This window comes from Campylobacter subantarcticus LMG 24377 (assembly GCF_000816305.1).
GTDB lineage: Bacteria > Campylobacterota > Campylobacteria > Campylobacterales > Campylobacteraceae > Campylobacter_D > Campylobacter_D subantarcticus.
Genome location: NZ_CP007773.1, coordinates 491,520 through 507,481 on the forward strand (window position 1 = coordinate 491,520; position 15,962 = coordinate 507,481).

General features: G+C 32.4%; 10 protein-coding genes, 10 tRNA genes and 1 rRNA gene. 20 read left to right on the top strand and 1 reads right to left on the bottom strand.

Features of this window, described 5'->3' with window-relative positions:
- The first annotated feature begins 118 nt into the window (after window positions 1-118).
- Window positions 119-1,477: a sodium:proton antiporter NhaD gene (nhaD, locus tag CSUB8523_RS02610; RefSeq protein ID WP_043019523.1), complete on the top strand. Its 1,359-nt coding sequence runs from the start codon at window positions 119-121 to the stop codon at window positions 1,475-1,477.
- Window positions 1,478-1,486: 9 nt separating this feature from the next.
- Complete coding sequence (gene guaA, locus CSUB8523_RS02615) at window positions 1,487-3,022, top strand: glutamine-hydrolyzing GMP synthase (RefSeq protein ID WP_043019524.1); 1,536 nt, start codon at window positions 1,487-1,489, stop codon at window positions 3,020-3,022.
- Here the strand turns inward: guaA and CSUB8523_RS02620 are convergent, their stop codons facing one another.
- On the bottom strand, window positions 3,023-3,574 hold the full coding sequence (locus tag CSUB8523_RS02620; protein ID WP_043019525.1) for a class I SAM-dependent methyltransferase: 552 nt from the start codon (window positions 3,572-3,574) through the stop codon (window positions 3,023-3,025).
- A 112-nt stretch (window positions 3,575-3,686) separates the two neighbouring features.
- Here CSUB8523_RS02620 and CSUB8523_RS02625 point away from each other — a divergent pair, with 112 nt between their 5' ends.
- The 18 genes from CSUB8523_RS02625 to CSUB8523_RS02710 all read left to right on the top strand — a co-directional run bounded on the left by CSUB8523_RS02625 (window position 3,687) and on the right by CSUB8523_RS02710 (window position 15,834).
- The gene (locus tag CSUB8523_RS02625) at window positions 3,687-5,123 is read left to right on the top strand and encodes a hypothetical protein (RefSeq protein ID WP_043019526.1); all 1,437 of its coding nucleotides are present in this window, start codon (window positions 3,687-3,689) and stop codon (window positions 5,121-5,123) included.
- A 263-nt stretch (window positions 5,124-5,386) separates the two neighbouring features.
- A complete protein-coding gene (purD, locus tag CSUB8523_RS02630; RefSeq protein ID WP_039663165.1) occupies window positions 5,387-6,637 on the top strand; it encodes a phosphoribosylamine--glycine ligase in 1,251 nt (416 codons plus the stop codon).
- Entirely contained in the window at window positions 6,634-7,092 is a 459-nt protein-coding gene (locus tag CSUB8523_RS02635) for an RDD family protein (RefSeq protein ID WP_039663168.1), read from the top strand. Before purD ends, CSUB8523_RS02635 begins: the two co-directional genes overlap by 4 nt.
- Window positions 7,082-9,118 carry an LPS-assembly protein LptD gene (locus CSUB8523_RS02640; protein ID WP_052242975.1) on the top strand — a complete coding sequence of 679 codons (2,037 nt, stop codon included), beginning with the start codon at window positions 7,082-7,084 and terminating at the stop codon, window positions 9,116-9,118. The genes CSUB8523_RS02635 and CSUB8523_RS02640 overlap by 11 nt, the downstream gene beginning before the upstream one ends.
- Window positions 9,118-9,774: a phosphoribosyltransferase family protein gene (locus CSUB8523_RS02645; protein WP_043019527.1), complete on the top strand. Its 657-nt coding sequence runs from the start codon at window positions 9,118-9,120 to the stop codon at window positions 9,772-9,774. Before CSUB8523_RS02640 ends, CSUB8523_RS02645 begins: the two co-directional genes overlap by 1 nt.
- A gap of 132 nt (window positions 9,775-9,906) precedes the next feature.
- Window positions 9,907-12,015 carry a polyribonucleotide nucleotidyltransferase gene (locus CSUB8523_RS02650; RefSeq protein ID WP_043019528.1) on the top strand — a complete coding sequence of 703 codons (2,109 nt, stop codon included), beginning with the start codon at window positions 9,907-9,909 and terminating at the stop codon, window positions 12,013-12,015.
- Window positions 12,016-12,103: 88 nt separating this feature from the next.
- Window positions 12,104-12,179 (top strand) — tRNA-Lys (locus CSUB8523_RS02655).
- Between the two features lie 13 nt (window positions 12,180-12,192).
- A tRNA-Val gene (locus CSUB8523_RS02660) sits at window positions 12,193-12,268 on the top strand.
- A 19-nt stretch (window positions 12,269-12,287) separates the two neighbouring features.
- Window positions 12,288-12,364: transfer RNA gene (locus CSUB8523_RS02665), tRNA-Asp, on the top strand.
- Window positions 12,365-12,366: 2 nt separating this feature from the next.
- A tRNA-Lys gene (locus tag CSUB8523_RS02670) sits at window positions 12,367-12,442 on the top strand.
- A 13-nt stretch (window positions 12,443-12,455) separates the two neighbouring features.
- Window positions 12,456-12,531 (top strand) — tRNA-Val (locus CSUB8523_RS02675).
- 19 nt (window positions 12,532-12,550) lie between these two features.
- Window positions 12,551-12,627, top strand: a tRNA-Asp gene (locus tag CSUB8523_RS02680).
- Between the two features lie 2 nt (window positions 12,628-12,629).
- Window positions 12,630-12,705: transfer RNA gene (locus tag CSUB8523_RS02685), tRNA-Lys, on the top strand.
- A 6-nt stretch (window positions 12,706-12,711) separates the two neighbouring features.
- A tRNA-Glu gene (locus tag CSUB8523_RS02690) sits at window positions 12,712-12,787 on the top strand.
- Window positions 12,788-12,868: 81 nt separating this feature from the next.
- On the top strand, window positions 12,869-13,555 hold the full coding sequence (locus CSUB8523_RS02695; RefSeq protein WP_043019529.1) for a methyltransferase domain-containing protein: 687 nt from the start codon (window positions 12,869-12,871) through the stop codon (window positions 13,553-13,555).
- A gap of 511 nt (window positions 13,556-14,066) precedes the next feature.
- Window positions 14,067-15,580, top strand: a 16S ribosomal RNA gene (locus CSUB8523_RS02700).
- 93 nt (window positions 15,581-15,673) lie between these two features.
- A tRNA-Ala gene (locus CSUB8523_RS02705) sits at window positions 15,674-15,749 on the top strand.
- Between the two features lie 8 nt (window positions 15,750-15,757).
- Window positions 15,758-15,834, top strand: a tRNA-Ile gene (locus CSUB8523_RS02710).
- Window positions 15,835-15,962 lie beyond the last annotated feature (128 nt).

Here is a 15,962-nt window from a genome sequence, read left to right on the forward strand (position 1 = left end):
TTTTTTTATTAATATTTTTAAATGCATGTGGTTATAAAGATGTTCCATTTTATGAAATAAAAGATAATAATGGCAGTGTAAAAGAGATTAAAAAATTCCGATCTTTGGAGAGTGAAATATGAGTAAAATATTTTTTTTACTTTGTTTTAGTACTAGTTTTTTATTAGCAGATCAATTTTATGAGTTAAATTTAGCTTTTAGTGCTTTGGGAATAGGTGTTTTAATAATTTTTATATTGGGCTATTATTTTATTGCGGTAGAAGAGAAGTATCATATTAATAAAACTAAGCCTGCTTTATTTATAGGTACTTTATCTTTTGTTGTCATAGGTATATATATGGTAATGAATGATTTAGACACGCAAATACTTGAAGAGAGTGTTAATCATCTTATTTTAGAAATCGCACAAATTGTCTTTTTCTTAATAGCGGCTATGACTTTTATAGAGGCTTTGATAGAAAGATCGGTTTTTGAAACTTTAAAATACAAACTTGTAAGTAAGGGTTATACTTATAGAAAGTTATTTTGGCTCACAGGTGCGTTAGCTTTTTTTATTTCTCCAATTGCAGATAATCTTACAACCGCTTTGATTTTATCTACTGTGCTTTTAACCATAGATAAACATAATAAAGAATTTTTAATCCCTGGTGCTATAAATATTGTCGTTGCAGCTAATGCCGGTGGAGCTTGGTCGCCTTTTGGTGATATTACCACTTTGATGGTTTGGACGGCAAAAAAAGCCACATTTTTTGAATTTTTTACTCTTTTTCCTGCTTCTTTTATTGGTTGGTTACTTACGGCTTATTTATTATCGCGTTATGTACCTAATATTGATCCAGATTTTCACAAAGATAATTTAAAAAAAGTTGAGATTAAACCAGGTGGTAAAGTTTTTATTGTGCTTGGTTTTTTAACCATAGCTTTGGCGGTATTTATTCATAGTATTTGTGATTTACCTGCAATGTGGGGTATGATTTTTGGTCTTTCATTGCTTAGCTTGTATATGTATTTTTTCAATAGAAAACAAGGTAAAAAAGATTTAAATATTTTTCACTACATGACACGTATAGATATGGATACTTTATTATTTTTCTTTGGTATTTTATCTGCTGTGGGTGCCTTGCATTTTGTGGGTTGGCTTGCTTATGCTTCTGACCTTTATGCAAAATTTGGAGCTACTAGTATTAATATAAGCGTAGGATTTTTATCCGCTATTATAGATAATGTTCCGGTAATGAGTGCGGTATTAAAAGCTAATCCAAGTATGGATAATACTCAATGGCTTTTAGTAACTCTTGCAGCAGGAATAGGGGGATCTTTGATAAGCTTTGGTTCTGCAGCTGGAGTAGGCGTTATGGGTAAAATGAAAGGTATTTATACTTTTAATGCGCATTTAAAATATGCTTGGACAATTTTGATAGGTTATATAGTATCTATTATAGTTTGGTATGTACAATTTCAACTGTTAAATTTATAAAGGAGTTAGATGAAAAAAGCAGATATTTTAGTTTTGGATTTTGGTTCGCAATATACACAACTCATTGCTAGAAGACTAAGAGAGCAGGGTGTGTATGCAGAAATTTTACCTTTCAATATAGGCCTAGATGAAATCAAAGCTAAGGAGCCTAAGGGTATTATTTTAAGTGGTGGGCCAGCTAGTGTATATGCAAATGATGCTTATTTTTGTGATAAAGGCGTTTTTGAACTTAATATTCCGGTATTAGGGATATGTTATGGTATGCAACTTATGGCACATCATTTTGGTGCAAACGTAGTTCCAGCAGGACACAAAGAATATGGCAAAGCAACTATAGATATCCAAAATGATAGTGATTTGTTTAAAAATTTACCTAAAAAGCAAACGGTATGGATGAGTCATTCTGATAAGGTTGAAAATTTGCCACAAGATTTTGAGGTTTTAGCAACTAGCGAAAATAGTCCATTTTGTGTATTTGGAGATGAGAAGCGTAAATTTTTTGCTTTACAATTCCATCCTGAAGTGCAACATAGTGAATTTGGAAAAAGTATTTTGAAAAATTTTGCTAAGTATGCATGTAATTGTGATAGTGTATGGAATATGGGATCTTTTGCAAAAACTCAAGCACAAAAAATCAAAGAAGAAGTGAAAAATGATAAAGTTCTTTGTGCGGTAAGTGGTGGAGTGGATAGTAGCGTGGTGGCTGCATTATTAGCAAGTGCAATTAAAGATCAAGTAGTGGTTGTTTTTGTTGATAATGGGCTTTTAAGAAGTGGTGAAAAAGAGCAAGTTGAGTATATGTTTAAGCATACCTTGGGTATTGATTTAATTAGCATTGATGCAAGAGAGATTTTTCTAAGTCGTTTAGTGGAAGTGAGAGATCCTGAACAAAAAAGAAAAATCATAGGAAATACATTTATAGAGGTTTTTGAAGAAGAGGCTAAAAAACATAAAGATGTAAAATATTTAGCACAAGGGACTTTGTATACTGATATTATTGAAAGTTCAGTTGTAGGATCTAGTAAAACCATAAAATCTCATCATAATGTAGGTGGTTTGCCTGAAAAGATGAATTTAAAACTCATCGAGCCTTTAAAAGAAATTTTTAAAGATGAGGTAAGAGCTTTGGGAATAGAACTTGGTTTAAGTAAAGATGTGGTTTATCGTCATCCTTTCCCAGGACCAGGTCTTGCTATACGTATAATGGGCGAGGTAAATGAACCTAGCTTGGAGCTTTTAAGAAAAGCAGATGTTATTTTGATTGAAGAATTAAAAAGTAGTGGTTGGTATGATAAAACATGGCAAGCCTTTTGTGTGTTTTTAAATGTACAAAGTGTTGGTGTAATGGGGGATAATAGAACTTATGATAACGCAGTTTGCGTGCGTGTGGTTAATGCAAGCGATGGTATGACAGCTACTTTTTCTCATTTGCCTTATGAATTATTAGAAAATATTTCACGCCGTATTATTAATGAAGTAGAAGGAATTAACCGCGTGGTGTATGATATTTCTAGTAAGCCACCAGCGACGATTGAATGGGAATGATTATTTGGTGCAAAAATAAACAAAAGCAGGAGGGAGATTTTGCCAAATGATAGGTGAAATTTCCACCTTGTTAAAAGTAGCAAAAAGCTTTTTCTTAAAAGCTTTTCCTTTTGGTGTTGGGAGTATATAAGCAAATGTTGCAAAACAACCATTTTCTTCCAAAGCATTATGGATGGATTTTAGCAATAAATCTTGTTCTTTGGAATTTAATAAAGCCCAAGGAATTCCTGAGATGATTAAATCTACATTATTGATCGCTCTTTTTTTTAGCATATTTGGTAAAAATTCTGCCGAGTTAACTTCTATATCTATATTTTTTATATTTTGTTTTAATTTTTTTGCCATATGAGGATTGATTTCAACGGCAAAAAAACTTGCATTATGGCTTTTTTGTTTGAGAATATACTTTGTAAAACTTCCCGTACCAGGTCCTATTTCAATGATATTTTTCGCATGTCGAACATGAGAAGTTATGAGTTTGCTTAATTTTTTGGAGCTCGCACAAAATGCCCCTGTTTGTTTTGGATTTTTAAAATATTGATATAAAAACATAAATAAAATACCTAAAGATGTTTATTTTGTGAAATTTTAAAATATAATTGTAAATTTATGAAAACAAAGTTAAAATAAGAATTGAATTTTTCTTTAAATCAAGGATTTGGATATGCACGGAAAAATAATGGTTTATGTGGATGCTACTGGAAGAGGAACAGTAATCAATCTATCAAAAACATTTTTTGAATTTAATAAACATGCATGGCATGATAAAAGAAGTATGCCAACGGTTGGTATGTTTGTTGAATTTAGATCCGATGGAAAGCATATTACGGATTTACGACCATCTAAATTCCAAGAATTTACAGATGATGATTTTATTAAAGAAAGGGATTTTTGGAAAACAGATAGTGATGATGAGTTAGAGGACTTAAGACTTACAAGACGTGATACTTATGTTCAAGAACTTTATAGAGAAACAGATTATGATAATCTTGATAAAATCACATTAAATTTAACTATTCCACAAGCCATTCAAAGATATTTTTATAATGAAACTTTGTCAATTAATGCAGTAAAAGACATTAACACAGATGAAGTGCCATATATTATTGATTTTTTTGCTATGAAGCGTTTTTTGTATAAGGCTTTAGATACTTTATTGTTTTCGGATAATACTATCAATCAAGCTGATTTTTCTGCAATGAAAAATATCATAGTACACCTTGAAATGTCATATAAAGATATGAAAGACAAGCAAAAACATATCAACATGGAACGCTTATATGAAGAGTTTTTTTTATCTCATCAGTGTCATTATCAAGCACTTTTAGCTTCCATTGATAATAGAAAAAATAGAAAATTAGCACTTGATCGCCAAATGAGCACTTTAATAACAGATATAAAATCAAAGCAGGCAAGATTGGAAGCAGAAGGTGGAAAACACCAAGAACTAGAAGAAATAATACAAGGTAAAAAACAAAAACTAATAGAATTAAAAAATGAAGCTGATTATTTTACTAAAAGTGTAGAAAGATTAGAATTAATAAAAAAATCTTTCTATGAAAAAAATTTTACTATTTTTAATAATAGTTTTAATATGGCAAGAGAAAAACTTTTTGAAAAGATTAAGCAGGGTTTAAATGTATGCGCAACAAAACTAGATATAGAAATTTGGAAAAAATCCTTAAAATCAACAAGTATAAAAAATTCATATTTTAAAAATACAACCGAAATTTCATTTTGCACTTTATCATTTGCTGAACTTTATTTAAATAGACTGAATAAACATGCTTTAAATCCAAACGACCAACTCTTGCTTTCTTATGTTAAAAAAGTCAGAAAAGAATGTGAAAAAAGCTTTTTGGTGGTAACATCTAATCCAGATTTGTATGTAAGTATGAAAATTCAAATTTTTGCAACGAATCCTTATTATGTAGTTAAACATGCACCTAAAAAAGTAAATTATCAAGGATTGATGAAAAATACTGAATTTGATATAGTTTATGTAGATGAAAAGACTATATGGGCGCCTGTTGCTGATATTATTTTAGAAGGGAAATATTTCTTAAAAAAAGATTCTAAAACTAAATTTAAAATTTTATAAAAATCCTTTTAAACCCTATTTTTAAGTTTTCTTAGTTATAATTATATCGCCTAGATGGTTCGATATAGTATTAAAGAGGATCCAACACATTAATTATAAGCTGTGATGTGTGATTTACCGTGTTCTGTGACTTTGTTTGAGTTTTGAAAAAAAGTGAGAAGCTGCAGCCTTTAAAAATCACCTAATGGCATACTTTGACTTTTTGAGGGTCAGACACTTATACTCCGGCCATTTGGGTTTTTGCAACACTTTTAAGGAAAATAATGAAAATTTTAATATTAGGAAGCGGTGCAAGAGAGTATTCTATTGCTTTGGCTCTTCAAAAAACAAATAATAGTTTAGAATTTTATTTTGCTCCAGGAAATGGTGCTACTGCTAAAATAGGAACTAATCTTAATATGAAAGATTCTAAGGTTATTACAGCTTATGCAAAGGCATCTGAAATTGATCTTTGTATAGTTGGGAGCGAAAATTTCTTAGCAGAAGGTATAGTGGATCTTTTTAAAGAAAATAATATTGCTATTTTTGGTCCTACTAAAGCTGCTGCTATGCTCGAAGCGTCAAAATCTTACATGAAAAGTTTTTTAAAAAAATATAAAATTAAAACAGCTAAATTTTTAAATACAACAGATTATGAAAAAGCTAAGAAATTTGTCACATCTTTAACACCTCCTATAGTGGTAAAAGCTGATGGTTTGTGTGCAGGCAAAGGAGTGATCATTGCTCAAAGCCATGAAGAGGCTTTAGAGGCTACTAAAAATATGCTGAGCGGTGAAAGTTTTGGAGAAGCTGGAAAAATTGTTGTGATTGAAGAATATCTTAATGGTTTTGAGTTAAGTGTGTTTGCAGTTTGCGATGGAAGTGATTTTGTCTTATTGCCAGCTGCTCAAGATCATAAAAGATTGCAAGACAATGATAAAGGTCCTAATACAGGTGGCATGGGAGCTTATGCTCCGAGTGCTTTAGCAAGTGAGAGTTTGTTAGAGCAGGTGAAAAGAGATATAGTGATGCCAACGCTAAAAGGCATGAAAGAAGAAGGTGCTGAATTTGTTGGAGTATTGTTTATAGGTTTGATGGTTGTAAATAATAAACCTTATGTTTTAGAATACAATGTGCGCTTTGGTGATCCTGAGTGTGAAGTTTTGATGCCTTTGATAGAAAATCCTTTGGATTTATTTTTAGCGTGTGTGAATAAAAATCTTGCTAATACTCATATAAAAATTAAAAATGAATTCGCTGTAGGTGTGGTTTGTGCAAGTAAAAATTATCCTTATAGAGACTCACCAAAAACATTAATTGAATTAGGCAATATCCCGCAAAATTCTCATATTTCTTATGCTGGTGTAAGTTTGGAAGATGATAAATTATATGCTAGTGGTGGTCGCGTATTGGTTTGTGTGGGAACTGGCAAAAGCATTGAAGAAGCTCAAAAAAATGCTTATATACTTTGTGAAAATGTCCATTTTAAAGGAAAACAATATAGAAAAGATATTGCCTTTCAGGTTCTTAAATGAGTGCCAATCAAGAATTATTCGATAAGTTAGAAAAAGAAGAATTAAAAATAGCAAGTTTTAAAAAAAGATTTTTAGCTTATGTTATTGATAGTTTTGTAATTTTGGCCATTGTAAGTATTATTTTGCTTGATAAAATTAATTCTATGCAAACTTATGAAGAAATTCATAACCTTTTAATGCGCTTTGCTGGTGGAATTTTGATTTTACAGTTTGCGTATCACAGTTTATTTACTTATTTATATGGTGCAACTTTAGGAAAAATGCTTTTGAGGATTATGGTGATTGACCAGGAATTGCTAGATAAACCAAATTTTACTCAAAGTGCTTTAAGAGCAGGTGTAAGACAAATCAGTGATATGTTATATGGTTTGGGCTTTGCTTGGGCTTTGAGTAATATTGTTTTGAAAACTTGGCATGATTATGCAGCCAAAACAGTGGTGATAGATCTTGCGTAAAATATTGCTTTCTTTAGCTTGCGTAGGAAGTCTGTATGCTTCTAAGGTAGATATTTATGCCTTAGATGTTGTAAAAACAAATGATATCATAGAAGCAAAAAATAATGTGGTTGTAGTTTCTGATTTGTATTTAATAACCGCAAACAAGGCTAAATTTAATGAAATAACTAAAGATTTAGAATTGTTTGGTGATGTAAATATCTTACGAGGACAAAAAGAAAGAACTAATTCTACTTATACTAAAATTAATCTCAAAGATAACACAACAGCTTTTAAAAATTTATTTTTTTCAAATAACGATTTAGAGGTTTGGTTGCAATGTCATCAAGCAAATTTAAATGATAAATTTGTTGTAACTAAAAAGTCGGTTGTTTCTAGTTGTAATGTTGAAAATCCTGATTGGGAAATTCGTTTTGATGAGGGTAAATTAAATAAAGAGAGTAATTTTTTACATCTTTATAATGCAAAATTATATGTAAAAAATACCCCTGTGATGTATTTGCCATATTTTGGCTTTAGCGTAGATACTAAAAGAAAAAGCGGTTTGTTAATTCCTCAAGTAGTTTTAAAACAAAGTGAGGGATTATATTATAACCAGCCAATCTATTATGTTATTGATGATAGTGTAGATATTCAATTTGAACCTCAAATTAGAACAAAAAGAGGTTATGGTTTATACTCAACTTTAAGATTTATTGATAGTCCTCATTCTCAAGGTGAAATTAGTGGTGGTATTTTTGGAGAAAAATCAAGCTATAAAAGAGAAGAAAATTTAAAAAATAAAGAACATTATGGTTTAGAGATTAAATATTCAAGCGAAGCTTTATTTAAGAGTCTTTTGAGTGATGAATTTCAAGAAGGCTTATGGGTTGATACTACTTATTTAAATGATGTAGATTATATGAATTTAAGCTCTAGTACAAAAACTGAAGCTTCTTTGGTTACCTCAAAAATAAATTATTTTTTATCTGATGATGATAATTATTATGGTGCTTATGCAAAGTACTATATAGACACTTCTAAAATTAGCAACAAAGATACCATGCAAGAATATCCATCTTTTCAATATCATAGATATTTAAATGGTTTTTTTGATAATTATATACAGTATAGCTTAGATGCTTCTTTTCATAGATATTATAGACATACAGGTATTTATGCTAAAACTTTAGATTTTGATTTGCCTTTAATTTATCACACAAGTTTTTTGGATGATTTCTTAAATTTTGCCTTCACAGAAAGAGTTTATGCAAATTTTGTAGATTATTCTAATACAGATATTAAAAATCAAGAGCATTTGTTTCAAAATTCACATAATTTTTCTTTATATACAGATCTTTCCAAACCTTATGAAAATTTTTATCATACCTTATATTTAGGTGCTAATTATTTTATACCTGGGGCCAAATCAGGTAAAATTACCGAAGATTTTATAGAATTAAAAGATGAGCCTGAGCAGTTTAGTTTTTCGATGTATCAATATTTTTACAGTGTTTTAGGTAAAAAAAAACTATATCATAGTTTAAAGGCTAAATATTTTACCAAAGAGGGTAGTTTTGGTGGTTTTGATAATGTTGTGGAATATTTTTATAATGATTATATAAGTTTAAGAAATGAGGCAGAATATTCAGGAATAGATAATCGCTTTGATAAAGTATTTAGTGAAGCCTTATTTGATTATGGTGAGTGGAAAATTAGTTTAAACCATGCTTATAGAATATATGAAAAAGAAAAATATAATTTTTTAGGAACTAAAGCTCAATATGATATAAATGCTAACTATCAAATATTTGGCGGTTTGTGGTTTGATTTGAATAAAGATCCTGAAAAATGGGAGGTAGGTTATACCTATCAAAGAAAATGTTGGAATTATTCTTTGATGTATCGCAAGGATGTTTCGCCTAAACTTACTAGCGGTGGGATTAGTGCTAAAGATCAAAGTGGTTTGTATTTCATGTTTAATTTTTATCCTTTGGGTGGGGTATCTTATGATTTTTCTTTGGAAGAAAATGAAAGGTCTATATAATGTTTTTTGAAGATGAAAAAGAAGCACTTGAAAGATTATATGATTTACTTCCGTTAAATAAATTAAAAGATTACATCATTATTACTCCTTCTTTAAAATCTATAGTTTTTGTTGATGCATTGGCAAAAAAAATAGAAATATCCTATGATTTTTTATTTACAGAGCAAATTAAAGCTCCTAATAATAATGAATGTCAAATAGCCATGATTAGTGAAACAAAAGAATTACTTTATAATGAAGCCTTAGTTAAGGCTTTTGATATAAGCTTGGATTATATTTATGGTGAGGCAAATAGGACTTATGAAGAAAAAATTCTAAAGAATGTATATCGTTATAGAAAAGGTAATCTTTTAAAAGATTTAAAAGGAAAAAATATTTTAATGTTGCATGAGGGGTGTGAAAGTGGGATTACTGCTTCTTCATGTATAAAAAGCTTGTTAAAAGAAGAGGTTAGTAGTATTATTTATGCTACTGCATTAATGCCAAGCGATGTATATGATTATATTAGTGTTTTTGCAGATGAGGTTTATTGCGTGCAAAAAATTGATCATTTTGTAGATATTGAGTTCTATTTTAAAAATAAAACGATTTTACAAACTCATGAAATTTTAGATATTCTAGAAGAAAGTAGGTATTATTTACCTTTAAAAAAATAATTTTATATCTGAGCAATAAGTTGTTCAGATATAAAATTATGGGCAGAATAAAAACAGGCTTTTTAAGTTTTAGTTTTTAAAATTTAAAAAGCTTATTTGGTTTTGCCTATGATAAAAATTTAAAGGAAAATCATGCAACACGAAATAAATATCAATAATCACTTTGAAATATTTGACACTGATAAAGTGGCAAAACAAGCTGCCGGTGCAGTTTTAATGCAAGAAAAAAATGCAGTAGTTTTGGCAACCGTAGCAAGAGAAGAAAAAATGGTAGAAGAGGATTTTTTACCTCTTACAGTACAATACATAGAAAAAGCTTATGCAGCAGGTAAAATTCCAGGAGGTTATGTTAAAAGAGAAACTAAACCTGGTGACAATGAAACACTAAGTGCTAGGATTATAGATAGAAGCTTAAGACCTCTTTTTCCAAGAGGGTATGCGTATCCAACCCAAATTGTTATAATGGTTCTTTCTGCCGATCCTGAAGTAGATTTGCAAGTGATGAGTTTAAATGCTGCAAGTGTTGCTTTGTATTTAAGTGATATTCCTATCAAAGCACCAGTCTGTGGTGTAAGAATAGGTCGTATAAATAATGAATTTGTTTTAAATCCAAGCAATAGTGAGTTGAAAAATAGCACCCTAGATCTTTATATAGCAGGTGTTAAAGATGAGCTTTTGATGATAGAAATGAGAGCTTTGGCAAACAGGCAAGACGATAAACACTGTATGAATGAACTTAGTGAAGATGATACTTTAAAAGCTTTAGATTTTGCAAGCAGTGCAATCTTACGTGGTTCCAATGAATATGAAAAAGTATTTGCTGCTTATAGGAAAAATTCTAAACTCGAGTTTAAAATAGAGTCAGATAATGTTCAAATTATTGACTATATAAAAAATACTTATATAACAAAACTCAAAATTGCTATTAATCAAATGGCAAAAAGTGAAAGGCTAAGTGAAATTTTGCAAATAGCAAAAGAGATTGAAAGTAAATCTATAGCTATTGAAAACGAATGGAAAATTGAAGATATTGAAAAAGCTTTGCATGTATGCAAAAGAGAACTTATTAGAAATCAAATTATTAATGAAAATAAAAGAGCAGATGGTAGAGGTTTAAAGGATGTTAGAAAAATAGATATAGAAACAAATATTTTACCAAGTGCACACGGATCTTGTCTTTTTACTAGAGGGCAAACTCAAGCTTTAGTTGTGGCTACCTTGGGAAATGATAATGATGCGCAAATGTCAGATATGCTTACAGAAAAAAATCCTATTTGTGAAAAATTTATGGTTAATTATAATTTTCCGGGATTTTCTGTAGGTGAGGCTAGCCCTATAAAAGCTCCTGGTAGAAGAGAACTAGGGCATGGAAATTTAGCAAAACGAGCCTTACATCCTAGTGTAGATGTAGATTATGTTCATACCATTCGTTTGGTATCTGAAATTTTAGAAAGCAATGGTTCTAGTTCTATGGCTACTGTTTGTGGCGGTGCTTTGGCTTTAAGAGCTGCGGGAGTAAAAAGTGAAAAACTAGTGGCAGGTGTGGCAATGGGACTTGTTTTTGAAGATGAAAAATATGCTATTTTAACAGATATTATGGGGCTTGAAGATCACGATGGAGATATGGATTTTAAAGTAGCAGGAAGTTATGAAGGGATTACTGCTTTACAGATGGATATAAAACTTGGTGGTATAGAGCAGCAAGTTTTAAAAGAAGCTTTATATCAAGCAAAAGAAGCTAGAGAACATATTTTAAAACTAATGGAAGAAGCTGATAGAAATATCATTGTTAATGAAGCTATCTTGCCAAAAATTGAAATTTTTGATGTAGATCCAAATAAAATTCCTGATATTATAGGTCAAGGTGGTAAAACCATTAAAGAAGTCATTGAAAAATTTGAAGTTAATATTGATTTAGATAGATATAAAGGTGAGGTTAAAATAACAGGAATTGATTATGATTTGATTTCTCAAAGCAAAGAATATATATTAAAATTACTTCACTCTAAAGGTTCTAATAAAAAACACGATAAAAAAGAAATGCCTAAATTTGAGATTGGAGAAGAATTTTTAGGAAGAGTTCAAAAAGTTGTAGAATTTGGAGTTTTTATTGAACTTAAAGAAGGCGTGGATGGTTTATTGCATAATTCTAAAATAAAAGAAAAATTAGAGGTAAGTAATGAAGTTAAAGTTAAAGTTGCGGAAATTAAAAACGGAAAGGTATCTTTAGATTTAGTCTGATTTTAAGCATATTTGTCGATATGCTTAAAATTTTATATTATATCTTGACAAAAAAATATTCTTTTGGCATAATTTCATTTTTTTGATTGTCTCGTTAGCTCAGCCGGTAGAGCATCTCCCTTTTAAGGAGGGGGCCGTTGGTTCGAATCCAACACGGGACACCACTAAAATCTTTATGGTCGCTTAGCTCAGTTGGTAGAGCGCCACCCTTACAAGGTGGATGTCATAAGTTCGAGTCTTATAGTGACCACCATTCTTTTATTGTTTTAGGTGCGGCGGTAGTTCAGCTGGTTAGAATATCGGCCTGTCACGCCGGAGGTCGCGGGTTCGAGCCCCGTCCGCCGCGCCATTGTCTCGTTAGCTCAGCCGGTAGAGCATCTCCCTTTTAAGGAGGGGGTCGTTGGTTCGAATCCAACACGGGACACCACTAAAATCTTTATGGTCGCTTAGCTCAGTTGGTAGAGCGCCACCCTTACAAGGTGGATGTCATAAGTTCGAGTCTTATAGTGACCACCATTCTTTTATTGTTTTAGGTGCGGCGGTAGTTCAGCTGGTTAGAATATCGGCCTGTCACGCCGGAGGTCGCGGGTTCGAGCCCCGTCCGCCGCGCCATTGTCTCGTTAGCTCAGCCGGTAGAGCATCTCCCTTTTAAGGAGGGGGTCGTTGGTTCGAATCCAACACGGGACACCACTTATTGACCCTTTCGTCTAGTGGCTCAGGACATCACTCTCTCTGTGTGATAACAGAGGTTCAAATCCTCTAGGGGTCGCCATAAAAAATAAAAATTATAATTATTATAGTATTTTTTATTTTATTGTATAATGAAATTATATTTTAAATTAAAGGATAAATTATGGATAATTCACTATCAGGATATACTAAAAAATATGATAATGAGGGGTATGGCTTGCAATATCCAGATGGGCATGTTATAAGATTTTATGAGAGAATCTTAAAATATAAATTAAATAAAACAAGTGGAAATTTACTTGATTTTGGTTGCGGAAATGGAGTACACTCTAAATATTTTCAAGATGTGACGGGGGGGGGTATTAATACCTATGGTATAGATATTATTCCTAGCTTAAAAAATACTTGGAAAAAAGATCCTAGTATAAATGAAGATAGTTTTCATGTTATTACGCCTAATTCTAGCTTTAAAAATTTATTTAATGTAAAAATGGATTTTATTTTTGCAAATCAAAGTTTATATTATCTACCAAGCAAAGATTTTCAAAAAACTATTGAAGAATTTTATGATTTATGTAATGATGGAGCAATAATTTTCGCGACAATGATTAGCTCTAAAGCTTATCAAGAATTTGTTATAGGAAATGTCAAAGAAAATGGTTTGGTAGAAGTAAAATCTAGTCCAAGATTAAATGATGAATCTACTTATATAAATTTTACAAAAACAATTGAAGAGTTAAAAGAGAAATTTAAACCTTTCAAGCCATTATTTTGGGGAGATTATGAACTGATAAATTTATATAATTTTGAAGGAAGTGTACAGCATTTTATTTATATAGGAGAAAAATAATTTTATATGATAAAGACTTGACAAAGTCTTTATCTTGCTTTTTGTTATTATAGCTACCAATTATTCTGTTTATCCCCCCCCCCTTTTTTTTTTAAACACACTTTACTTCATACACTCTATATTAATACATTTTAGTTCTTTTATATTCTTTTATATCTATTATTCTATATTTATAAATTCTCCTTTCTCTTTCTATAAATTTCTTTTTTACTTTCATTTTCTTTTTTCATTTAATAAAATTTTAAGCTTTTGTTGCTATAATTTCATTTCCTTTTTAAATGAAAGGGTTTTAAAAAAAGCTAAGATTTTTCGTCTTAATTTTTTAGTATTTGTTCTTTAAATTATTAATATTGTTAATCAAATCTTATAGTCAATCTTTGAAATCTAAATAAGTGATCGATTGAGCCAGAGATTTACTTTAATGTAAATCTTCAATTAAAATAAAAGATTATTTTTTAATCTTTAAAATACTTTTTCTTTGAAGAAAAAGATTAAACTTATCCAATTATTTTTTATGGAGAGTTTGATCCTGGCTCAGAGTGAACGCTGGCGGCGTGCCTAATACATGCAAGTCGAACGATGAAGCTTTTAGCTTGCTAGAAGTGGATTAGTGGCGCACGGGTGAGTAAGGTATAGTTAATCTGCCCTACACAAGAGGACAACAGTTGGAAACGACTGCTAATACTCTATACTCCTGCTTAACACAAGTTGAGTAGGGAAAGTTTTTTCGGTGTAGGATGAGACTATATAGTATCAGCTAGTTGGTGAGGTAATGGCTCACCAAGGCTATGACGCTTAACTGGTCTGAGAGGATGATCAGTCACACTGGAACTGAGACACGGTCCAGACTCCTACGGGAGGCAGCAGTAGGGAATATTGCGCAATGGGGGAAACCCTGACGCAGCAACGCCGCGTGGAGGATGACACTTTTCGGAGCGTAAACTCCTTTTCTTAGGGAAGAATTCTGACGGTACCTAAGGAATAAGCACCGGCTAACTCCGTGCCAGCAGCCGCGGTAATACGGAGGGTGCAAGCGTTACTCGGAATCACTGGGCGTAAAGGGCGCGTAGGCGGATTATCAAGTCTCTTGTGAAATCCAACGGCTTAACCGTTGAACTGCTTGGGAAACTGGTAGTCTAGAGTGAGGGAGAGGCAGATGGAATTGGTGGTGTAGGGGTAAAATCCGTAGATATCACCAAGAATACCCATTGCGAAGGCGATCTGCTGGAACTTAACTGACGCTAAGGCGCGAAAGCGTGGGGAGCAAACAGGATTAGATACCCTGGTAGTCCACGCCCTAAACGATGTACACTAGTTGTTGGGGTGCTAGTCATCTCAGTAATGCAGCTAACGCATTAAGTGTACCGCCTGGGGAGTACGGTCGCAAGATTAAAACTCAAAGGAATAGACGGGGACCCGCACAAGCGGTGGAGCATGTGGTTTAATTCGAAGATACGCGAAGAACCTTACCTGGGCTTGATATCCTAAGAACCTTATAGAGATATGAGGGTGCTAGCTTGCTAGAACTTAGAGACAGGTGCTGCACGGCTGTCGTCAGCTCGTGTCGTGAGATGTTGGGTTAAGTCCCGCAACGAGCGCAACCCACGTATTTAGTTGCTAACGGTTCGGCCGAGCACTCTAAATAGACTGCCTTCGTAAGGAGGAGGAAGGTGTGGACGACGTCAAGTCATCATGGCCCTTATGCCCAGGGCGACACACGTGCTACAATGGCATATACAATGAGACGCAATACCGCGAGGTGGAGCAAATCTATAAAATATGTCCCAGTTCGGATTGTTCTCTGCAACTCGAGAGCATGAAGCCGGAATCGCTAGTAATCGTAGATCAGCCATGCTACGGTGAATACGTTCCCGGGTCTTGTACTCACCGCCCGTCACACCATGGGAGTTGATTTCACTCGAAGCCGGAATACTAAACTAGTTACCGTCCACAGTGGAATCAGCGACTGGGGTGAAGTCGTAACAAGGTAACCGTAGGAGAACCTGCGGTTGGATCACCTCCTTTCTAGAGTACAAACTGATAAGTCTCACAACTATCAGTTCATATAAACTCAATCATCCTTGTTTAGATTTCAAAGATTGATGAAAAGCTAATTTTGGGGAATTAGCTCAGCTGGGAGAGCGCCTGCTTTGCACGCAGGAGGTCAGCGGTTCGATCCCGCTATTCTCCACCATTTATTAAGGGCCTATAGCTCAGCTGGTTAGAGTGCACCCCTGATAAGGGTGAGGTCACAAGTTCAAGTCTTGTTAGGCCCACCATAAAAAGATTTGTTTATCAATCATAAATAAAGTTTTAAAACTTAAAGTAAGTATATAGCTAAATAAAATAAGAATATAAAGCATTTTACTTTATTTATTATATTTTTAAATTATTTAAACTCTTGATA